The sequence below is a fragment of the Jatrophihabitans telluris genome, from assembly GCF_023516435.1.
GTDB classification, from domain to species: Bacteria; Actinomycetota; Actinomycetes; order Mycobacteriales; family Jatrophihabitantaceae; genus Jatrophihabitans_A; species Jatrophihabitans_A telluris.
The window spans coordinates 2,489,207-2,510,839 of record NZ_CP097332.1; the positions used below are offsets into that span (position 1 = coordinate 2,489,207).

At 67.1% G+C, this 21,633-nt stretch carries 19 protein-coding genes and 1 riboswitch; of the genes, 11 read left to right on the top strand and 8 right to left on the bottom strand.

Translation table 11 applies throughout. The annotated features are described in order from the left end of the window. Positions 1–14: 14 nt before the first annotated feature. The 6 genes from M6D93_RS11635 to M6D93_RS11660 are packed head-to-tail and all read left to right on the top strand — an operon-like array spanning position 15 to position 5,137. Entirely contained in the window at positions 15–1,493 is a 1,479-nt protein-coding gene (locus tag M6D93_RS11635; RefSeq protein WP_249769369.1) for an APC family permease, read from the top strand. Beyond that, complete coding sequence (locus M6D93_RS11640; protein ID WP_249769370.1) at positions 1,490–2,197, top strand: SDR family NAD(P)-dependent oxidoreductase; 708 nt, start codon at positions 1,490–1,492, stop codon at positions 2,195–2,197. Before M6D93_RS11635 ends, M6D93_RS11640 begins: the two co-directional genes overlap by 4 nt. 60 nt (positions 2,198–2,257) lie before the next feature. Beyond that, a complete protein-coding gene (locus M6D93_RS11645) occupies positions 2,258–2,968 on the top strand; it encodes an SDR family NAD(P)-dependent oxidoreductase (RefSeq protein WP_347343627.1) in 711 nt (236 codons plus the stop codon). A 49-nt stretch (positions 2,969–3,017) separates the two neighbouring features. Next, positions 3,018–3,989 (top strand): agmatinase, encoded by a 972-nt coding sequence (gene speB, locus M6D93_RS11650; protein ID WP_249769373.1) that lies wholly within the window; start codon positions 3,018–3,020, stop codon positions 3,987–3,989. Next, on the top strand, positions 3,986–4,873 hold the full coding sequence (locus M6D93_RS11655; RefSeq protein WP_249769374.1) for a polysaccharide deacetylase family protein: 888 nt from the start codon (positions 3,986–3,988) through the stop codon (positions 4,871–4,873). Before speB ends, M6D93_RS11655 begins: the two co-directional genes overlap by 4 nt. Positions 4,874–4,903: 30 nt before the next feature. Then, complete coding sequence (locus tag M6D93_RS11660; protein ID WP_249769375.1) at positions 4,904–5,137, top strand: CBU_0592 family membrane protein; 234 nt, start codon at positions 4,904–4,906, stop codon at positions 5,135–5,137. A 57-nt stretch (positions 5,138–5,194) separates the two neighbouring features. Here the strand turns inward: M6D93_RS11660 and M6D93_RS11665 are convergent, their stop codons facing one another. The 5 genes from M6D93_RS11665 to M6D93_RS11685 form a co-directional block, all read right to left on the bottom strand. Continuing rightward, positions 5,195–5,659: a hypothetical protein gene (locus M6D93_RS11665; protein ID WP_249769376.1), complete on the bottom strand. Its 465-nt coding sequence runs from the start codon at positions 5,657–5,659 to the stop codon at positions 5,195–5,197. Positions 5,660–5,713: 54 nt separating this feature from the next. After that, positions 5,714–6,133 carry a (R)-mandelonitrile lyase gene (locus tag M6D93_RS11670; RefSeq protein WP_249769377.1) on the bottom strand — a complete coding sequence of 140 codons (420 nt, stop codon included), beginning with the start codon at positions 6,131–6,133 and terminating at the stop codon, positions 5,714–5,716. Between the two features lie 83 nt (positions 6,134–6,216). Beyond that, positions 6,217–7,257 (bottom strand): zinc-dependent alcohol dehydrogenase family protein, encoded by a 1,041-nt coding sequence (locus M6D93_RS11675; RefSeq protein ID WP_249769378.1) that lies wholly within the window; start codon positions 7,255–7,257, stop codon positions 6,217–6,219. 237 nt (positions 7,258–7,494) lie between these two features. Continuing rightward, entirely contained in the window at positions 7,495–9,729 is a 2,235-nt protein-coding gene (locus M6D93_RS11680) for a putative bifunctional diguanylate cyclase/phosphodiesterase (RefSeq protein ID WP_249769379.1), read from the bottom strand. Positions 9,730–9,801: 72 nt separating this feature from the next. Beyond that, the gene (locus tag M6D93_RS11685; protein ID WP_249769380.1) at positions 9,802–10,245 is read right to left on the bottom strand and encodes a hypothetical protein; all 444 of its coding nucleotides are present in this window, start codon (positions 10,243–10,245) and stop codon (positions 9,802–9,804) included. Between the two features lie 197 nt (positions 10,246–10,442). Then, a riboswitch (cobalamin riboswitch) is annotated at positions 10,443–10,678 on the top strand. A gap of 125 nt (positions 10,679–10,803) precedes the next feature. Here M6D93_RS11685 and M6D93_RS11690 point away from each other — a divergent pair. Beyond that, the gene (locus M6D93_RS11690; RefSeq protein WP_249769381.1) at positions 10,804–13,209 is read left to right on the top strand and encodes a ribonucleoside-diphosphate reductase subunit alpha; all 2,406 of its coding nucleotides are present in this window, start codon (positions 10,804–10,806) and stop codon (positions 13,207–13,209) included. 41 nt (positions 13,210–13,250) lie between these two features. After that, the gene (locus M6D93_RS11695) at positions 13,251–14,246 is read left to right on the top strand and encodes a ribonucleotide-diphosphate reductase subunit beta (protein WP_347343628.1); all 996 of its coding nucleotides are present in this window, start codon (positions 13,251–13,253) and stop codon (positions 14,244–14,246) included. A 14-nt stretch (positions 14,247–14,260) separates the two neighbouring features. On the opposite strand, the gene M6D93_RS11700 is transcribed toward M6D93_RS11695, so the two are convergent. Both M6D93_RS11700 and M6D93_RS11705 read right to left on the bottom strand, forming a co-directional pair. Beyond that, positions 14,261–15,685, bottom strand: coding sequence for a caspase family protein (locus M6D93_RS11700; RefSeq protein ID WP_249769384.1), 1,425 nt, complete (start codon positions 15,683–15,685; stop codon positions 14,261–14,263). Further along, entirely contained in the window at positions 15,658–16,077 is a 420-nt protein-coding gene (locus tag M6D93_RS11705; protein ID WP_249769386.1) for an effector-associated constant component EACC1, read from the bottom strand. Before M6D93_RS11705 ends, M6D93_RS11700 begins: the two co-directional genes overlap by 28 nt. 201 nt (positions 16,078–16,278) lie before the next feature. Between M6D93_RS11705 and M6D93_RS11710 the strand changes: the two genes are divergently transcribed. Together M6D93_RS11710 and M6D93_RS11715 are read left to right on the top strand one after the other, a co-directional pair. Beyond that, on the top strand, positions 16,279–17,865 hold the full coding sequence (locus M6D93_RS11710; protein WP_249769388.1) for an MDR family MFS transporter: 1,587 nt from the start codon (positions 16,279–16,281) through the stop codon (positions 17,863–17,865). Further along, positions 17,865–18,533, top strand: coding sequence for a cytidylate kinase-like family protein (locus M6D93_RS11715; protein ID WP_249769389.1), 669 nt, complete (start codon positions 17,865–17,867; stop codon positions 18,531–18,533). The genes M6D93_RS11710 and M6D93_RS11715 overlap by 1 nt, the downstream gene beginning before the upstream one ends. A 63-nt stretch (positions 18,534–18,596) precedes the next feature. Here the strand turns inward: M6D93_RS11715 and M6D93_RS11720 are convergent, their stop codons facing one another. Further along, positions 18,597–20,762, bottom strand: a complete 2,166-nt coding sequence (locus M6D93_RS11720) for a malate synthase G (RefSeq protein ID WP_347343629.1) — start codon at positions 20,760–20,762, stop codon at positions 18,597–18,599. Between the two features lie 78 nt (positions 20,763–20,840). On the opposite strand from M6D93_RS11720, the gene M6D93_RS11725 reads away from it, so the two are divergent. Beyond that, positions 20,841–21,632, top strand: coding sequence for an IclR family transcriptional regulator (locus M6D93_RS11725; RefSeq protein WP_249769391.1), 792 nt, complete (start codon positions 20,841–20,843; stop codon positions 21,630–21,632). Position 21,633: the final 1 nt, after the last annotated feature.

The window sequence follows — 21,633 nt, forward strand, 5'->3', positions numbered from 1 at the left end:
GGCCAGGAGGTCCTATGTCATCCCTCACGTCCGCGCCCACGGACCACAGTCTGAAGCGCGAGTTCAATCTGTGGTCATCGTTCGCGTTCGCGTTCGCCTTCATCTCCCCGATCGTGGCGCTGTACGGGATCTTCGGGCTGGCCATCACGGCAGCAGGTCCACGTTTCTGGTGGGGCTTCTTCGTGGTGTTCGCCGGGCAGCTGGTGGTGGCGTTCGTGTTCGCCACCCTGGTCTCGCGCTGGCCGATCGAGGGTTCCATCTACCAGTGGTCGCGCCGGCTGCTCGGTGGCGGCTACGGGTGGTTCGCCGGGTGGGCCTACACCTGGACGCTGGTCATCGCGATGGCGACCGTGGCGCTGGGTGCGGCCGGATTCATCGCCAACATCGCAGGAATCGACTCTCCCACCGGGACTCAGCGAGCGAGCATCGCCTTCGTCATCCTGCTCTGCGGTACCGGTCTGAACCTGATCGGCCGGCAGGCCCTGAAGATGTTCATGACGGCGAGCATCATCGCCGAGGTGATCGGCTCGCTCGGCCTGGGCACATGGCTGCTCGTGTTCCACCGCCACAATTCCCTCAGCGTGCTCATTCACGGTGCCGGAGCGAGCAACGCCAGTGGCTACTTCTCCCTGTCTGGGCCCTTCCTGGTGGCCGTGGCCTTCATCGGCTTCTCCTTCGTCGGCTTCGAGAGTGCGGGAGCCATCGCCGAAGAGGTCCACGAGCCGCGCAAGAACCTGCCCAAGGCCGTGATCTTCTCCCTGACCTTCATCGCCGTGGTCGTGATCTACGCCAGCCTGGCGATCATCCTCGCGATTCCGGACCTGTCGGCCGTGGCCAACGGCTCGGTCGCCGACCCCGTCTACTCCACGCTGACCAGTGCGCTGGGAAGCGGCATCGCCCGTCCCGTCGAGGTTCTGTTCGTCGTGGGCTTCCTGGCCAGCTTCCTCGCGCTGCAGACCTCGGCCTCACGCTTGATCTGGGCCTTCGCCCGCGACCGTGCCCTGCCCGGCTCGGCCGTGCTGGCGGGCCTGAGCCAGGGTCAGCGACTGCCGCGAGCCGCACTACTGGTCACCACCGTGCTGGGCTCGATCCTGTTCCTGCTCAGCAATCTCGCGACGAACGTGTACACGATCATGGTGAACTTCTCCTCCGGAGGCTTCTTCCTCGCGTTCCTGTTCCCGCTGATCGGCTTCCTGGTCGTGCAGTTGCGACGTAGCTGGAAGCCGGGCCCGTTCACCCTGGGCCGCGGATCTCTGGTCCTGACCGCGATCGCCACCGCATGGGTCATCTTCGAGTTCCTCAACATCGCGTGGCCGCGAAAGGTGTATCCCCAGCGCTACCTCGACTGGTCCGAGTGGATCATGATCGGCGTCCTCGGAGTCATCGGAGCGATCGTGTACGCCTCGGTGCGTCCGCGCATCATCAGCGCGGCGGTCATCGACCGGGAAGAGGAAGCCGACGAGGCCGTGGACCTGCGATCGGCCACCGCGTGACCGGCACGCCAAGCGCCGGTACCGCCGTCGTGACGGGCGCGGCGAGCGGCATCGGTGCCGCTGCCGCCGCTGAGCTCAAACGACGGGGCTGGTCGGTGGCCGGGCTCGATCTGCGCCCCGCCCCGGAGTGCGACTACACGGCGCAGGTGGACGTCGGTGATCCCGATGCGGTAGCGGCCGCGGTGGCCCAGGTGCAAGAGCGCCTCGGGCCCGTGGACTGCGCCGTCTCGGTCGCCGGGTACTACGAGATGCTGCCGGTCTCCGACATCACCGAGCAACAGTGGACGCGGATGCTGCGCGTGCACGTCGGCGGCCTGGTCAATCTCAGTCGCGCGGTGCTTACCGGGATGCTCGAGCGCGGAACCGGATCGATTGTTGCGGTCGCGAGCGAGTTGGCCGTGGGCGGCGGCAGCGAGGACGCACACTACGCCGCGGCCAAGGGCGCCATCCTGGGCGTGGTCCGGAGCCTGAGCGCGGAGGTCGCGGGCAGGGGAGTTCGCGTCAACGCGGTCGCGCCCGGACCGACGGACACGCCGTTACTGGCCGCGGATTCGCCGTGGCGGGCGCCGGATTACCTGCGCACGCTGCCGCTGGGACGCCTCGTCAGCGCCGAGGAAGTGGCCTTGTGCATAGCGTTTCTCGCCGACGAGGCCACCTTCTGTGTCGGCGAAGTCCTCAACCCCAACGCTGGAGCGGTGATCTAAGTGATCCAGGATGCGCCACTGACCGGCAAGATCGCGCTCGTCACCGGTGCCGCTCAGGGCATGGGGGCGTCACACGCCCGACGCCTGGCGGCCGACGGTGCGACAGTGGCGGTCAATGACCTCACTTCCTCGCCGGCGCTCACCGCACTCGCCGGTGAGATCGGCGGTATCGCCGCTCCGGGCGACGTGAGCGATCCAGCCGAGGTCCAGCGCCTGGTTGCCGGCGTCCAAGCCCAACTCGGACCCGTCGACGTCCTTGTCGCCAACCACGCCTACATGAGCATGGCGGCGTTCCTCGACTACGACCTGGCTGACTGGTGGAAGGTCCTCGACACGAATCTGGGCGGCACCTTCCACCTCATCCAGGCCGTGCTCCCCGGCATGCGCAGCCGCGGTGGCGGCCGGATCGTGGTGGTGGCCAGCGAGTGGGGCGTCATCGGCTGGCCGCAAGCGACGGCGTACGCGGCCTCCAAGGCCGGCCTCATCGCTCTCGTCAAGACGCTGGGACGCGAACTGGCGCCGGAGTCGATCATCGTCAACGCCGTCGCACCCGGCGTCACCGACACCCCGCAGTTGGAGGTCGACGCCCACGACGCCGGAGTGAGCCTGGCCGAGATCCATGCCCGATACGCCGCGGGCATCCCGTTGGGCCGGATCGGCGCGCCGGAGGAGATCTCCGGGGTCGTGGCGTTGTTGTCGGACTTCCGCCTCTCGGCGATGGTCGGCCAAGTCGTCCAAGCCAACGGAGGCTCGACCCGTACCCGGGCGTGAGTAAGCCCCGCCGCCATAGCTGCAGTCATGATCAGAGGGACGAGAACCCGTGACCGAGCAACACCAGCACTCCCCCGACGGAATCGTCGGTCAGATCGACGGACTGCAAGTCCCCCGGTATGCGGGCTTGACGACGTTCGCTCGGCTGCCCCGCCTGGAGGACGTCAACGCCTACGACGTCGCCGTGGTCGGACTGCCGTTCGACACCGGTGTGACCTACCGGCCAGGAGCCCGTTTCGGCCCGTCGCACATCCGGCAGGCATCGAGGCTCCTGCGGCCCTACAACCCCGCGCTGGACGCCGAACCGTTCCGTGAGGCGCAGGTCGTCGACGCCGGAGACATCGCCTGCAACCCCTTCGACATCGCGGCTGCCCTCCAGCAGATCGAGCAGGGACTCACGCCACTGATCGGCGACGGCCGCCCCTTCCTTGCCCTCGGCGGCGATCACACGGTCGCCCTGCCTGCGCTGCGAGCGATCAATGCCGTGCACGGTCCGGTCGCGCTGGTGCACTTCGACGCGCACCTGGACACCTGGGACACCTACTTCGACGCGCCGACCACCCACGGCACTCCGTTTCGCCGCGCATCGGAGGAAGGCCTGCTGCTCAAGGGGAATTCCGCCCACGTCGGCATCCGCGGGTCGCTGTACGACCGGCAGGATCTGCTCGACGACGTCGAGCTGGGATTCACGATCGTGCACTGCCGCGACATCGAACGGATCGGCGTCGCCGGGGTCCTGGAACGCGTACTCGACCGCGTGGGCACGGCGAAGGTCTACGTCTCCATCGACATCGACGTGCTGGACCCGGCCTTCGCGCCGGCGACGGGTACACCCGAAGCCGGCGGCATGACCAGTCGCGAACTGCTGGCCGTCCTGCGGGGCATGAGCGAACTACCCGTCGTCGGAGCGGATATCGTCGAGGTGTCGCCCGCGTACGACCACGCCGAGATCACCGCAGTGGCGGCGGCAAACCTGGCCTACGAACTGGTGACGATCATGGCGATGGGAAAGCGTCGATGAGCTCCCCCGCGGCGGCCCTGCCCTGGCCGGACGGAAAGACGTCGGCCGCGTCGTTCACCTTCGACATCGACGCCGAGTCCGCGGTGCTCTGGCGAACTCCGCACAACGGCACCCGCATGAGCGTGATGAGCCATCAGGCCTACGGCCCGCTTGTCGGCGTCCCGCGGCTGCTCGCCCTGTTGGACCGGCACCAGATCAGATCAACCTTCTTCGTACCCGGTTACACCGCCGAGCGGTACCCCACCGTGGTCCGCGACATCGTCGCGGCCGGGCATGAGATCGCCCACCACGGCTACCTGCACGAACAACCCACCGGCCTCACCGTGGCCGAGGAAGCCGAGGCTCTCGACCGCGGTCTGGACGCGTTGGAGCGCGTTGCCGGTATCCGTCCCGTCGGTTATCGAGCGCCGATGTGGGATCTGTCCTGGCACACTCCTGAGCTGCTGGCGGCGCGGGACTTCCTCTACGACTCCAGCCTGATGGACGCCGACCACCCCTACGAGCTGGCCCTGACCCCAGGCGCGACGAGCTCCATCGTCGAGATTCCGATCCAGTGGTCCCTGGACGACTGGGAGCAATACTGCTTCCTGCCCGACGTCTCCGGCAGTGGCCTCATCGAGACACCGGCGAAAGCCCGCGAGCTCTGGCAGGCCGAGTTCGAAGGCCTGCGAACGGTCGGTGGCTGTTGGGTGCTCACCAACCATCCGTTCCTGTCGGGGCGAACGTCGCGAGCTCACCAGCTCGACCAGCTCATGGCCCACGTAGCCGGCTGCGACGACGTCTGGCTGACGTCGCTGGAGGAAATCGCCCGTCATACGCGCCGGCTGGCGCTGACCCCACGAACGATCGAGCCGCCCGCCGGTCTGGACGCCCCCGATGCGTGATGGCGGTCCGGCCCTCCCGATTGCGGCCTGGTGAACCAGCTCATCCAGGTCGTCGGCTCGCTGCTCGTACTGGCCGGGTTCGCGTTGGCGCAGACCGGCGTGTTGGAGCAGCGATCAGCCAGATATCTCATCCTGAATCTGACCGGATCGGCGATCCTCGCCGTCCAGGCCGTCCTGTTGAGGCAGTGGGGATTCCTGCTGCTGGAGGGCGTCTGGGCCGTGGTTTCGGCGCTCAGCCTAGCCCGCGTCCGACGTTCGCGCTGACGGACGTGGGTCGCTGGATCCGTGCATCGAACTGCTGTGGCCGCCCCCGGCGGCGACTCAGTGCTCGCCCTTGATCACGAAGTACGAACCGCGGATCTCGCCGGCCAGCTTCGACTTCTGCCGGGCGAACTTGAACTGCGGTGCGAGCTCGTCGGGAATGTCCATCCCCTGTGACAGCTTGAACCCGACCGCGCGCTTACCCGCATCCGCGATCGTGTACATCACGTTGACCGACAGGCCCGACTCGTAGAAGACGTAGGCCATCCGGATGCCCTCGACTTCGAAGGACGTCGCCTCCAGGGGACGGCTCGCGAACACGATCCCGCGCTCGTCCTGCAGGACGCGATTCACCCAGTCGATCGTTGCGCTCGCCTCGTCGGCCGACTCGACCGTGAAGACGTGGTCGTACTTGTTCTTGAAATAGCGCGCTTCGTTCGCTCTCAATCCGGCGAGCGCCTCCGCTACGGGCGAGGATTCCAGCCCGGCGCTGGACACGTTCACGAAGTCGACGACTTGCCCCACGACAACCTCCCAAGTTCGATCTGTGAGACGAACCGTAGCGGGTCGCCCGCGCCTTCAGTCAGTGGCGGCTGCGGCTGTGTGCGCGGCGGCGTACTGCTCATCGCTGACCGGCTCGAGCCACGTGGTGGCCTCGCCGTCGCCGGCGGCGTCGAGAATCGCGTAGTGGCACATCATCGTCTCCGACGTCCCGCCGTGCCAGTGTTGTTCGCCGGCCGGTGTCCAGACCGCGTCTCCGGCTCGCATCCGGAACGCGCGCCCGTCGCGGGTCGCCACCAGGCCGGTGCCGTCGGTGCACCGCAACAGCTGCCCGTTGGCGTGCGAGTGCCAGTTCGTCCGCGCGCCCGGGGTGAACCGGACGAGGCCAACCACGAGCTGCGACTTACCGTCGCCGCTGAAGACGGGATCGAGGTAGACGTCGCCGGTGAAGTTCTCCGCCGGGGTCTTGACGGTGGTGGGCGTGGGCTGACGTTGCATGCTGCGGCTCCTCAGGTGGGATTTCGGGTCGGACAGGTTCCGGGTCGCACAGGCCCTCGGGCCGAGACGTGCTTTGGGGAGTATCAGAGCTCGCTGACCCTCAGCAGTGACTTCACCGCACGGCGTTCGTCCATCGCTGCGTAGGCCTCGCCGACGTGGTCGAGATCGGCTTCGAAGTCGAAAACGCGACCAGGGTTGATGCGACCGGCCATGACATCGGCGAGCAACTCGGGGATGTACTGCCGTGCCGGCGCCACGCCGCCACGGATTCCCACGTTCTTCCAGAAGATGCTCTGGTACTTGAAGTTCTCATACAGCGGAACCCCTACTGCTCCGATCATGCCTCCCGCGCGGGTGACGCCGACGGCCGTCTCGATCGACTGGTCGGTGCCGACGCACTCCAGGGCGGCGTTGACACCGATACCGTCGGTCAGTTTCACGACGGCCTGAACTGCCGCCTCCCCGCGCTCCTCCACAATGTCGGTGGCCCCGAACTCGACGGCGAGCGCCTGTCGGGCCGGATTGCGGCTGAGGACGATGATGCGTCCGGCTCCCAGCTTCTTGGCCGCGATCACTGCGCACAACCCAACCGCGCCGTCGCCCACCACGGCCACCGTGTCGCCGACCTTGACGTCGGCCATCCGCGCGGCGTGGTAGCCGGTGCACATGACATCGGACAGCGCGGTGAAGGAGGCCAGCTGCTCGTCGGTGAAATCCGAGCCGGGGACCTTCACCAATGTCGCGTCGGCGAAGGGGGCGCGAACGAGCTCACCCTGACCGCCGTCGTGCTCGCCGTCTCCGAAGGCTCCGCCGTGGCTGCAATTGGACTGGAACCCGGCGAGGCACGCTGGGCATTCGCCGTCGCTGAACGTGAACGGTGCGATGACGAAGTCGCCCTTGGTCAGATCGGTGACATCCTCGCCGACCTCTTCGACGACGCCGACGTACTCGTGCCCGATGCTGCCGATCTTGTGCGGGTTGACGCCGCGGTAGTACCAGAGGTCCGACCCGCACACACAGCCTCGAACCACCCGGACGATGGCATCGCTGGGCGCTTCGATGCGAGGTTCGGGGCGCTCGCCGAGCGTGATGTTCGCCTTGCCGTTGAAGAGTGCTGCTCTCATGTCTGCTCCCAGGTCTGTGACGGCCGCACAATCACCGTGATCGCTCCGGTGCCGAACGCGGTGTCCGTTGTGCTCATGTGACCAGTGAAGCCGACCGTGCCGGCGGTGGGGAGGGTCTGCCCGCCCAGGTAACCGCAGTACCCCCTTCGACTCGTACTCGCGATCGCGGTCCCGCGGCCATGCGCGGGCACGAACAGCTCGCCTTCGTCTTCCGGCGACATCGCGGAGAAGAGTCGATCAGCGTGCGGGCAGGGTCTGACGCTCACGCACTCGAAGGGACAGCCAATGGTCCAGCTCGACGGCCGGCATCGGGCGAGCGATGTGGAAACCCTGGGCCTGGTCGCACCCGTGCCGAGCCAGTTCGGCCAGCGCGGTGTCGTTCTCCACACCCTCGGCCACCATCCGCAGACCCAGGCTGTGGGCCAGCCCGATCGTGGACACGACAAGTGCGGCCGCGCGCGCATCGTCGGCCATCGGGAACACGAACGCCCGGTCGAGCTTCAGTTCGTCGATGGGCAGATCGCGCAGGTAGGCCAGCGAACTGTAGCCAGTGCCGAAGTCGTCCACCGAGATCTCGATGCCCTGATCGCGCAACCGATGCAGGATGCGACGGCCACGATCGCGATCATCCATCAAGGATTCTTCGGTGATCTCGAGCTTCAGCATGCAAGCGGGTAGTTGTCGGGCGGCGAGCCGCTGCGCGATGAACTCGGGAAGCTCGTCATCGACGAGTGAGCTGGCCGATACGTTCACCGCCACGGGCAGTGGACGGCCGAGGGCGGCCCAATCGGCCGCCTGGGCCACCGCAAGCGCGAGGACCCGTTCGGTGAGAGCGGGCATCATGCCGCCCTCCTCGATCAGCGGCAGGAAGCCGTCGGGATAGACCAGTCCCCGCCGGGGATGATCCCAGCGAACCAGCGCCTCGACCCCGCAGATCTCGTCCGTCCGCAGATCGAGTTTGGGCTGGAAGTGCAGGACGAACTGATCGGTGTGCAGCGCGGTCCGCAGCTCTTGCAGCGTTCGCAGGCGATCATCGCCGTTGCTCTCGTCGGCGGCGGCGTAGACGTGGCTCTTCAATCGCGCCCGCTTCGCCTTGTACATCGCGATGTCGGCCCGACGCAGCAGTCCGCTGACCTCCATGCCGTGCTCGGGGGCCAGCGCGATGCCGATGCTCACGTCCGTTGCGATCATGATGTCGTTGAGCGCGAACGGGGCGGCGAGCTCGGCGTGGATGCGAGAGGCTGCGGCTTCGGCCTGGGCCTGATCGACGTCAGTCAGCAGCAGCGCGAACTCGTCTCCGCCGAGCCGGGCCAGCAGATCGTAGTCTCGAAGCAGGGTAGCCAGACGCGCTCCGAGACCGACGAGCAGTCGATCGCCGATGTGGTGCCCGAGGCTGTCGTTGACTTCCTTGAACTTGTCGAGGTCCAGCAGCAGGAGCGCCGACCGGGGCGAGACGGCGAGTTGGCGCGCCGCCTGCGCATAGAACGCCCGCCGGTTCGCCAGTCCCGTGAGGTCATCGGTACCGGCCTGTCGACGGAGTTCGCCCAGGCGCCATTGATGACCGAACGCAAGTTGGGTGCGAACGCCGGTCAGTACGACCGTCAGTGCCGCCAGCGCGACAGCGACCATCGGCACCGCAGTGATCGTGCCGGTGATGAGAACGCCCAGGCTGAGGGCTATCGCGATTGCCGGCACGGCGAGAACGGTCGGCTGGGCGGTAGCCGGCGCCCGCTCGGCCGGGCGACGCGTCGCCCACAGTGTCGTGAGCGTCAATCCGATGGCCCAGGTGGCGTCCAGGGGGGTGCCCAGGTGATAGCTGCCGCTCGCGATGCTGCGGTCATAGATCACGTCGGCGCAGGCGAATACCGCGAAGCCCGCCATGAGGGCCATCCACGACGGCGACAACCGGAATCGTTTGAGGGCCGCGATCGCGACCACCACGAACACCAGGGCAAGGTCGAGCAACGGGAAGGACAACGAGACGAGGGTGCCGGCGATCGACTGGTCGGACACGCTGAAGGCGGGACCGAGCAGCACCGCGACCGCGGCGGCGGCGCCGAAGCCGCCGACGATGCTGTCGAGCCAGATCCCGCGCCGCGCCGCGCGCAACTCGCGACGGGCGGCCAGGACCAGCGTGGCCAGGACCGCAGGGTAGAAGGCCAGATACCCGATGTCGGCAGTCGACGGAACGTCCAGCGAGGTGTGATGGGCCTCGGCCAGGACCAGCGCTACATTGCCGAAGGCGAACGCCGTGATGCCTATGGCCAGCCAGCAGATTTCGGGGCGGCGGGCGCCCGCCCCGGGCACGGCGAGCCAGCAGACCAGCGCGGGCACGAACTGCGTGAGCACGCAGAGCCAGCCGTCCACGAACGGCTCGAACGCCGAGCCGTGAACGGTGAGCAGGCAGGTATATGTGGCGACGAGCAGCCACATCAGCGACTGGGCACACCTGCGAGAGCGTGTGAACTGCATGAGCTGTCCGATCCGTAGCTGACAGGAGCCTCATCGGCAGCTGAGGTGTCCGCCTGAGGGAGGGATCGTCCCTCAGACCGGTTCGAGGGTGAAACGTCCCTGCGCATCCTCGAAGAACACCAGCACAGCGTAGTCGTCGCCACTGATGGAACCGTGGCACACGCTCACGACGTTCTGGGCCACTTTCGGAGTGGGCGGGCAGTCCATGCGGGACACGCTCCCGCCGTCCTGCGCGATTCGATCGCGCACCGCGGTGGCCAACGCGCTTGCGCTCAACGCCCCGCTCGGTACGGCGTTCAATTGGCCGGTGAGCGGGACGAGGGCACCCTGCCCCGACGACGATGCTCTGGACGGCACGGTGGCGAGCACGACCACCCCGATGACCAGCACGCCGATCAAGGCCACGATCGACACGATCAACCCGGCGATGGCCAGTCCTCGACCACGTGGCTGCGGCGCGACCGGCATGCCGACCGGCCCCATGTTCGGATACACCGGTTGGTACTCGGGATACACGCGCGGCTCCACTTCGGCGTGCCAGCGAGGTCCTGCCGGCGGGTTTTCCAGACGATTCGGCCGGCGCCGCGCAAACCTGAGGATTCCGGAGAAGGCGTTGCCGAGTCCGGACGCGGGCACAGCTAGCGAGCGAGGCGCAGTGAACGTGCGACACGCCGCTACGACATGTAGTTACCAACATCGTCAGTACCACTAGATATGGTGTGCTCGCAGCTGGTTCGCCCGTCATCCAGGCGGGTCGAGGCAACAGGGAATCCGGTGCGAATCCGGGACTGCCCCGCAGCGGTGAGTGGGAACGACAGCCGTCAACACAAGCACTGGGCACACAGCCTGGGAAGCGACGGCCAGTAGGTGGCGGGTACTCGGGGATTCGAACCCCGAGCGGCCGGCCGCGCCCACGAGTCCGAAGACCTGCCAGCGCACCGCGCACACCCGTGCGCGGTGGTCTGATGCCTCGTGGGACGGCAGACGGCAGGTCGGGCGCCATCGGGTGTGCCGGCTCCGTCGCCCCTCGCGCCGGCCTCCGACCGTTCGGACCCAGCTCGCGAGGAGAGAGCCATGACGGTCACCATCGACATTCCCACGCCGGAATCCCCGGCGCCCCGAAAGACGATGCAGGTACGCAAGCGAAACGGCGACAGCGAGGCGGTCGACGTCAACAAGATCGTTCGTGCGGTCGAGCGCTGGGCCGGCGACCTGGACGAGGTCGATCCGCTGCGCGTCGCCACCAAGACGATCAGCGGTCTCTACGACGGCGCGACCACCGCAGAACTTGACCGCCTGTCGATCCAGACCTCGGCCGAGATGATCACCGAGGAGCCGCAGTACTCCCGGCTTGCGGCCCGGCTGCTGGCCAGCTACGTCGAGAAGGAGGTCCGCGGCCAGGGCATCGCCTCGTTCAGCCAGGCGATCGGCCTCGGGCACGCTGAGGGCCTGATCGGCGAGGAGACCGCGCGCTTCGTCAAGGACAACGCCCGCAAGCTCGACTTCGCCATCGACGAGGACGCCGATCGCCGCTTCGAGTACTTCGGCCTGCGCACCGTCTACGACCGCTACCTGCTGCGGCATCCCAAGGATCGCCTGGTCATCGAGACCCCGCAGTACTTCCTGCTCCGCGTCGCCTGCGGGTTGTCCCGCACCACGACCGAGGCGATCGATTTCTACCGACTGATGTCCTCGCTCGCCTATTTGCCCAGCAGCCCGACGCTGTTCAACTCGGGTACGGGGCACACCCAGATGTCCTCCTGCTACCTCGTCGACTCGCCCAAGGACGAGCTCGACTCGATCTATTCGCGCTACCAGCAGGTCGCGCGCCTGTCGAAGTTCGCCGGCGGCATCGGGATCTCCTTCTCCCGCGTCCGCTCGCGCGGCGCCCTGATCCGGGGGACGAACGGCCAGTCGAACGGGATCGTCCCGTTCCTGCGCACGCTGGACTCCTCCGTCGCGGCCGTGAATCAGGGTGGCCGGCGCAAGGGCGCCGCGTGCGTCTACCTCGACACCTGGCACCCCGACGTCGAGGAGTTCCTGGAACTGCGGGACAACACCGGTGAGGACGCCCGGCGCGCCCACAACCTCAATCTCGCCAACTGGGTGCCGGACGAGTTCATGCGGCGCGTCGAGGCCGACGAGCCGTGGTCGCTGATCGACCCGGACCAGGTCCCCGAACTGGCCGATCTATGGGGCGACGCCTTCGACGCGGCCTACCGTTCGGCCGAGGCCGAGGGGCGTTTCGTCCGGCAGGTGAGGGCTCGTGACCTCTACGGCAAGATGATGCGCACCCTGGCCCAGACCGGCAACGGGTGGATGGTGTTCAAGGACGCGTCCAATCGCCTGTCGAATCAGACCGCGCTGGCCCACAACGTCGTGCATCTGTCCAACCTGTGCACCGAGATCATCGAGGTCACCAACGATGGCGAGACCGCTGTCTGCAACCTCGGCTCGGTCAACCTGGCGCGCCATCTCACGCCCGCGGCCGACGGCGTGGACTGGGACAAGCTCCGCCAGACCGTGCGGACCGCCGTGCCGTTCCTGGACCGGGTCATCGACATCAACTACTACCCGTCCGAGCAGGCCGCGGCGTCCAACCCGCGCTGGCGTCCAGTCGGCCTGGGTGTCATGGGGCTGCAGGATGTGTTCTTCGCGTTGCGGCTGCCCTTCGACTCCCCCGCCGCGCTGGAACTGTCGACCCGGATCGCGGAGGAGATCTACCTGACCGCACTGGAGACCTCGGCCGAGCTCGCCGAGCAGTTCGGACCACACCCTGCCTACGCCGAGACGCGTGCCGCCGGCGGACAGCTGCAGCCGGACCTCTGGGGCGTCACGCCGACCCAGACCGGGCGTTGGACCGCGCTGCGAGAGCGGGTTGCGGCGAGCGGGCTGCGCAACTCCCTGCTGATCGCGATCGCGCCCACCGCGACGATCGCCTCCATCGCCGGGTGTTACGAGTGCATCGAACCGCAGGTGTCGAACCTGTTCAAGCGCGAAACCCTCAGTGGGGAATTCCTGCAGATCAACGCCGCCCTGGTTCGTGATCTGAAAGCTCATGGACTGTGGACGGCTGAGGTCCGGGACGCGATCAAGCGGGCCGAAGGATCGGTCCAGGATCTCCTGGCGTTACCGGCGGAGGCCCGAACGTTGTTCCGCACCGCGTGGGAGCTGCCGCAACGGGCTTTAATCGATATCGCCGCGGCGCGGGCGCCTTACATCGACCAGTCGCAGTCGCTGAACCTGTTCATGGCCGCCCCGTCGATCGGCAAGCTGTCGTCGATGTACCTGCACGCCTGGAAGAGCGGTTTGAAGACGACGTACTACCTTCGGTCGCGCCCAGCGACCCGCATCCAGCAAGCGACCGTCGCCCCCACGCCCCGGGCGGGTGCGGCAGCGAACCAGTCCGCCACCGTCTCCGACGAACAAGCGCTCGCATGCTCCCTGGAGAACCCCGAGAACTGCGAGGCCTGCCAGTGACGGCACCATCGCCATCAGGGGATTCCCGCTTGCCGCAGACGATGCTGCTCGATCCGGGCATGGATCTGACCCTGCGGCCGATGCGGTACCCGCACTTCTACGACCGGTTCCGCGACGCGATCAAGAACACCTGGACCGTCGAGGAGGTCGATCTGCATTCGGACCTCAAGGATCTGGCGCGGCTCTCGCCCGCAGAGCAACACCTGGTCAGCCGGCTGGTCGCGTTCTTCGCCACCGGCGACACGATCGTCTCCAACAACCTGGTGCTGAACCTCTACCAGCACGTCAACTCCCCCGAAGGTCGGCTGTACCTGTCTCGGCAGCTGTTCGAGGAAGCCGTGCACGTCCAGTTCTATCTGACCCTGCTCGACACCTACGTTCCCGATCACACTGAACGGTTCGAGGCGTTCGCGGCGGTGGAGAACATCCCCTCGATCCGTCGCAAGGCCGAGTTCTGCTACAAGTGGATCGATTCCATCAACCAGCTGCACCGGTTGACGAATGCCCCGGAACGTAGGGCTTTTCTGCTCAATCTCATCTGCTTCGCGGCGTGCATCGAGGGCCTGTTCTTCTACGGTGCGTTCGCCTACGTCTACTTCCTGCGTTCCCGCGGATTGCTCAACGGGCTCGCGTCGGGAACGAACTGGGTCTTCCGCGACGAGTCGATGCACATGGCCTTCGCCTTCGATGTGGTCGACACCGTCCGCGCGGAGGAACCCGACCTGTTCGACGAAGACCTCACCCAGCAGGTGACGGACATGATCGCGGAGGCGGTCGAGTGCGAGGTGGCCTTCGCCGAAGACCTGCTCGAGCAGGGAGTGTCCGGGATGTCACTGCTGGACATGCGCGAATACCTGCAGCACGTGGCCGATCGGCGACTGTCCCAGTTGGGCATCGATCCGCTCTACGGCTCGAAGAACCCGTTCGCGTTCATGGAGTTGCAGGACGTGCAGGAGTTGTCGAACTTCTTCGAACGCAAGGTCTCGTCGTACCAGGTCGGGGTCAGCGGCACGGTCGGGTTCGACGACGAGTTCTGATCGGCGACGCTGTCCTACCGAGCAGCCGCGATCAGCACCGCACACCCGGAGTGTTGTACATAGGCGGCGCGGGCCGCACCAGTGCTCAACTGGTGGGCCTGCGTCGCCGCGGTCAAGCGCTCGAAGTTCAGCACGGTCCCGTCCGCGGCATTGCGAAGCGTCACCGGGCAAGTGCTTCCGGTCAGAGCCGACGCGGTCACCGTGATCATGCCCGTGACCGCGAAGGCGTCGGTGTCGCCCCGGCTGTTTGCCACGGTGGCCGGAAGCGGGAGCGAGCCGGGCCCGGCCAGTGGGGCGAGCTGGCAGCCGGATTCGTTCTTCAGCAAGGTCAGGGCACCGGTCTGCGCGACCTGGAAAGTCGCCGGATCGTAGATTCCCGCGGCGAGCTGGATCGTTGTGCCGCTTGCCGATCGGATCGCGACCGCGCACCCGGGGTCGCCGTCGACCGAGGCGGCGTCCTGAATCTTCAGTCTCCACGGCGAGGCAGCCGAGTACTGGCGATCGACGATGTTCGGTGTCGTGCCGACATGGCCGTGTCCGCCCGAGCCCGACGTGCCCTGCAGCAGCACGATCGTGGTGAGGAGCCCGGCAGCGGCAAGGACGCTGACACCGGCGAGCGTCGTGCGGCGACCGATCCAGCGGTCCCGCCCGGCTGACCTCGCACGCCCTGTGGCCGGATCAGAGCGGACTGGCGGCCCCGGCGGCGGATCAGCAGTCGGTGCGCCTTGGCGCTTGGCCAACGCAATGTCACCGTCGCCGGCCACCTTGCGCTGTGGGATCTGCTTTCCCTCAGCGCGCAGACGACGGTCGATGTAGGCGTAGAGGTCTGAGAAGTCGACGTAGCCGTCGTGGTCACGGTCGACGGCAGCGCCGACCAGACCCTCAACCAGATGCTGGGTGAAATGGCTCGTCCCGTCCGCCTCGGTTGCGTCGTTGGCCAACTGCGTGCCGCGACAGCTCGTCAGGACGTAGCGGCCAGGTCCGGCGACCGCATCGCTGAACTCGCCACCCCGGAAGGCACCGGCATAGCAACAGTCGAGGACGACCACCAGCGTCCGGGCCCGCGACGCCTCCGCGAACTCGTTGATCCTGGTGCTACTGACCGCGGTGGCGAGCAGGTCAGCGCTGTCGGTGTCCTGCATACATAGATGCAGCCGGCCGAGCTGGTCGAGCTTTCCGTGGCCGCTGAAATAGAGCAGCAGGACGTCCTCGCGCTGCGCCGATCCGAAGAACGTCCCGATCGCGCGAAGCGCTCTGCTGGAGGTGGTCTCACTCAGCAGGGTGACGTTGATTTCGTCGAAGAGGCCCGTTTCCTGGTCGGTCAGCGCGCGGCGGAGCGCGGCGAGGTCATTCGGCGGTCCCTTCAGCGGCTGAAGATTGTGCTCGTCGGCGGGATAGGTGGCATTGCCGATCAGGAGCGCTCGGTACTTGGCGGCCACTGTGGCCCTCCCACGCGTCGCGCGGCTGCTTCGGCGATGCTGCGAACGCTGTCCACATCGATGGCGCTACCGGTCAGGGTCACGAAATGCGTCTGGCCGTCCTCGTCCCAGCGGACGTCGACGCGGCGGTCGCGGTCTCGGGCGAGCCAGGCCCGGAACATCTCGAAGGTCGTCGTGAAGGCCCCCGCGCTGCCGAGCGCGACGATGACCTCGGTGATGGTCCCCTTGGCCCCAGCCCGGACGTGGTGCCGCTGCCGGATCTCGGCCACATGCTCAAGATCGGAGACGAGCACCGCGACCTGGTCGCGCCACCGGTCGTCATCGGCGGAGTACGCGTCACTGCGCGGCTCGATAACCAGCTCGAACGGACCCGCTGTGCTGTGCTGGAGCATCACCGACACCTCCGCTACTACCGGACGGACGATACGCCGCGAGCGCGGCGGCCGGGATAGTGCTGCGGCACACCGTGGTGCCCAGCACGACCAAGGCTGCTCTTTCGTCGTATACAGGTGCCAAGAGTCCAAAGCGGTTGATTGTCGGCAGGTCGCGTACGGTCGAATCATGTTCGCACTGCGGATCGGGAGACGTGATCGATGAACGCCGAGGCGACGCAGGAGACCGGTTTCACCCATCGGCAGATCCTGGTCATCATGTCCGGCCTGATGATGGGCATGTTCCTGGCCTCGCTGGACCAGACGATCGTGTCCACCGCCCTGCCGACGATCGTCGGTGACTTTCACCGGACGGATCTGCTGTCGTGGGTGATCACGTCCTACCTCTTGGCCAGCACGGCCTCGACCCCGCTGTGGGGCAAGGCTGGTGACCTCTACGGGCGCAAGCGCGTTTTCCAGCTGGCGATCGTGGTCTTCCTGCTCGGATCCATGCTGTGCGGCGCCTCGCAGAACATGTTCGAGCTGATCGCGTTCCGCGGCGTGCAGGGAATCGGGGGCGGCGGCCTGATCTCGCTGGTCTTCGCCATCATCGGCGACGTCATCCCACCCCGCGAGCGTGGTCGGTACCAGGGTTACTTCGGCGCGGTCTTCGGCGTCTCCAGCGTCGTCGGCCCGCTGGCCGGTGGATTCGCGGTGGACAATCTGAGCTGGCACTACATCTTCTACATCAATCTGCCACTGGGTATCGCAGCGCTCATCGTGACCAACCGCGTGTTGCACCTGCCCAAGCGGACCCGCGAGGTCAACATCGACTGGTGGGGTGCGCTGCTGCTGGTCGCCGGTGTGTCGGCGATCCTGCTCGCCACCCAGTCCGGAGGCACGGACTACCCGTGGGGATCGTGGCAGATCATCGGCCTGTTCATCCTCGGGGCAATCCTGCTGGCGGGCTTCGGCGTGCGTGAACATCTGGCCAGGGAACCGATCCTGCCGCTGGAGCTGTTCCGGCTGCAGATCTTCACCGTCTCCAACACGATCGCCTTCATCAGTGGTGTCGCGATGTTCGGAGCGTTGGCCTTCCTACCGCAGTACATGCAACTCGTCCACGGGGTCTCGGCGACGGTGTCGGGGTTGTTGCTGCTGCCCTTGCTGATCGGCCTGCTGGTGATGAGCATCGGCTCCGGGCGGTACATCTCGAGGACGGGCCGCTACCGGTGGTTCCCGCTGGCGGGCACCGTGCTCGTCACGCTCGGACTCTGGTTGCTGACCCACATCGGGGCCCACACCTCACTGGCCGTCGTGGGCCTGTACATCCTGGTGTTCGGGGCCGGTCTGGGCCTGTTCATCCAGGTCCTGACCCTCGTCGTCCAGAATGCCGTCCCCATGAGGCAGATGGGTGTGGCCACCTCATCGGTGACGTTCTTCCGGTCGATGGGCGGCGCGATCGGCGCCTCCGCCCTGGGCGCTGTTCTGACCGCGCGCATCGCTTATGAGTTCCCGCACTATCTGCCGGCCGCGACCCTGGCCAGTGGGGGCGACAAGGTGTCGCAACTCGTCCAGAGTCCCGCCATCCTGAACGCGCTCAAGCGCAGCAACCCGGCTTTGCACGAGGGCATCATCCAGGCCTACTCACACGCCATCGACCGAGTTTTCCTCGTCGGCACAATAGTGTCCGCGTTCAGCATCATCGCGGCGCTGTTCATCAAACAGGTCCAACTGCGCGGCGGCGCCGGGTCAGCACCTGCACCGACCGAACCCGTCGTGGCGGCCGCCCCAGGAGGTGGGCACTGATGCCCGGAGTCACCATCACCGCCAACTACGGCGCCGGCGGCAGCTACATCGCGCCGGCCGTGGCCCGCGCGCTGAGCGTGCCGATGCTCGACCGCGCCATCAGCACCGAGGTCGCGGCAGCCCTGCACGTATCGGTCCAGGAAGCCGAGGGTGGCCAGCTGAAACGGTCCCTGGTCGATCGGTTCCTCGGCGTGCTCGCACCGCTGTCCGGCGGCGTGCTCGGCGCGGGTACCGACGCCGCTCCACCGGAGAATGCCTTTCCCGCGCCGGAGGATTCCGATCTGTTCCGCGAGCAGGCCGAAGTGATCATGCGGTCGGCCCTCGCCTCGGGTGCCGTCATCCACGGCCGGGCCGGAGCGGCCGCCTTCCAGCGCGAACCCGGCGTGCTGCACGTTTACCTCGGCGGCGCCACGCAGGCCCGCATCGTCCAGGGCGCCGCTATCGAACACGTCTCCCTAGAACAGGCCCGTAAGGCACGGGCCGAGGTGGACCGAGCCCGCGCGCACTACGTCCGCCGGCTGTACAACATCAGCATCGACGACCCGTCGCTGTATGACCTTCAGCTGGACAGCACCCGTCTCCCGCTCGACACCTGCGTCGAACTGATCACGCTCGCGTACCGGTCCCTGCGCCCGGACCGCGCCCGATCAGATCGCGGCGCTGAATGACCTGAGGGACCACGAACGCCGAAGGCCATGATGTCGGGGCGGCGGCAGGCATCACGCTCGGGGTCAGCGCGCCTTGGCGGCCAACCGATGGCGGTGCAGGATCGGCTCGGTGTAGCCAGAGGGCTGCGCCGCCCCGTCGAGCAGCAGTTCGGACGCGGCGAGAAATGCTTCGCCGTCGAAGGATGGCGCCATCGGACGGTAGTCGGGATCGTCGGAGTTCTGCTCGTCCACCAGCACGGCCATGCGGCGAAGGCTCTCGTGCACCTGCTCGGCGGTGATCACGCCGTGGTGCAGCCAATTCGAGACGTGCTGGGAGGAGATCCGGCAGGTGGCGCGGTCCTCCATCAAGGGCGTCCCGGCGAGGTCGGGAACCTTCGAGCAACCGACACCGGCATCGATCCAACGCACGACGTAGCCGAGGGTCGCCTGGACGTTGTTGTCCAGCTCGGCGCGGCGCTCGTCCTCGCTCCACGAACGAGGATCGGCCAGCGGCAGCACGAGTAGATCGTTCAACGTCCCACGGCGACCGGCGGCAAGGAGTTCGCGCTGCCGCTGCTTGACGTCGACGGCGTGGTAATGCAGCGCATGCAGCGTCGCGGCGGTCGGTGACGGCACCCAAGCGGTGTTTGCTCCGGCCCGGGGCTGGGCAATCTTGTCCTTGAGCATTGCGGCGAGGTTGTCGGGGGCGGCCCACATTCCTTTGCCGATCTGGGCGCGTCCCATGAGACCGCAGGCCAGCCCGACGTCCACGTTCGCGTCCTCGTAGGCTGCCAGCCAACTCGCCCGTTTCATATCGTTCTTGCGGACCACCGGACCGGCGAGCATGGCGGTGTGGATCTCGTCGCCGGTTCGATCGAGGAATCCCGTGTTGATGAAGGCGATTCGCTCACGGGCCGCATGGATGCACGCGGCCAGGTTGAGCGTCGTGCGGCGCTCCTCGTCCATGATGCCGACCTTGATCGTGTTGCGGGCAAGCCCGAGCGTGTCCTCGACGAGGCCGAACAGGTCGACGGTGAGAGCGACCTCGTCGGGCCCGTGCTGCTTGGGCTTGACGACGTACATGGCACCGGTGCGCGAGTTGGGCCGCGCGGTGTTGCCCCGGATGTCGTGGCAGCTCCCCAGCCCGGTGACGAAGGCGTCGACGATACCTTCGGCCACGGGTGCGCCCGTGGCGTCCAGAACGGCGTCGGTGGTCATCAGGTGACCCACCTGCCGGACGAACATCAACGCCCGCCCGGGCAGCGTCACGCTCTGGCCCCGGAGCGTGGTGTACGAACGGTCCGCGTTCAGCCCGCGCGTGAACGTCCGGCCGTTCTTGCTGACTTCCGCCGTCAGCCGTCCCTGCATAAGCAGGAGCCAGTTGCGGTACCCGGCGACCTTGTCGGTCGCGTCGACCGCGGCGACCGAGTCCTCGAGATCCATGATCGAGGTGAGCGCCGCTTCGAGCACGATGTCCTTGACTCCGGCCGGGTCCGTGCCGCCCACCTGATCAGCGCGGTCGATGGTGATCTCCACGTGCAATTGATGGTGCACCAGCACGATCGCATCGGGCGCCTGAGGTTCGCCTCGGTAACCGACGATCTGGCCGGGCTCGGCCAACCGAACCTGCCCATCGGCGGTGCGGCAGAGCAAGCCCTCCTCGTCGATCGAGTAACCGATCACCTGCCGGTGGGTGGCGTTCGTCAGCGGCGCCACCTGATCGAGAAAGGCGCGAGCGCGGGTGATCACCTGTTCGCCGCGAAGCGGGTTGTACTGGCGCCCCGGAGCCAGTTCGCCGGACTGGTCGATGACGTCGCTGCCGTAGAAGGCGTCGTACAACGATCCCCAGCGGGCGTTCGCAGCGTTGGCAGCAAAGCGGGCGTTGAGGATCGGCACGACCAGCTGCGGTCCGCACTGATCGCTGATCTCGACATCGACGCCCGTGGTCGAGACGCTGAATTGCTCAGGCTCATCGACGAGATAACCGATGCCGCGAAGGAAACCCTGGTATCCCTGGAGATCCGAGACGGGACCTGGCGCGTTGCGGTGATAGGCATCGATGGCCGTCTGCAGTTCTTCACGGCGGTCGAGCAGCGCGCGCTGACGAGGGCCCAGCTCGGCGACCGCCTGTTGAACTCCGGCCCAGAAGTCTGCGCTGGCCACGCCGGAGGCCGGCAACGCCTCGTCCTCGACGAAGCGATGCAACACCTGCGACACCGACAGGTCGCCAACGCTCACGTAGTCCGACACCTCGGGCACCACCCTCACAAATTCCGTATCGTGGAATACGTCTTCTATATATCGGAAACATATGACACCATCGTCGGCGTGGTCAATCCCCCCAGCTCCCCTACCGCCGAACGCGCCGGCGTTCAATCGCTGCATCGCGCACTCGACGTCATCGAGGCCGTCGAGCAGCGCGGCGGGCACCTGCCGATCGCCGAAATCGCGGCCGCCGCGGGGCTTCCGCTGCCGACGACCCATCGACTGCTGCACACGCTGGTCGAGCGCGGGTGGATGCGGCAGCTGCCCAACCGCCGCTACGCCCTGGGTTTCCGGCTCACACCCCTGGGGGCATCCGCGGCACGGCTCGCCGCCACTGGCGCAACCCCCTTGCTCGCCGATCTCGTGTCCTCCACGGGCGAGAGCGCGAACGTGGCCGTGCTCTCCGGCGACCGCGCCGAGTACGTGGCCCAGGTGCCGTCGGCTCACTCGATGCGAACCTTCACCGAGGTCGGTCGCCGGGTCGAGCTGCACTGCACGGGCGTGGGCAAGGCCATGCTCGCCCAGCTCAGCGACACCGAGCTGACCGCGCTGGTGCGCCGGGGCGGGCTGGCCGGCTACACCGACCACACCCTCACGACCGAGCGCGACCTGCTGGACGACCTGGCGCACACACGCTCGCGGGGTTACGCCCTCGATGAGCAGGAACAGGAACTCGGCGTGCGGTGCGTCGCCGTGGTCGTACCGGACAGCGGCCCGGCGTGGACCGCCCTCTCGGTGTCCGGACCGGTAACCCGAATGACCGACGCCTTGATCGCCGATGCCGTGCCGAGGCTGCACGCGGCCGGGCGAAAACTGCGGGCAGCGACCATTCACGACGGTGAAGCCCATAGCTGAT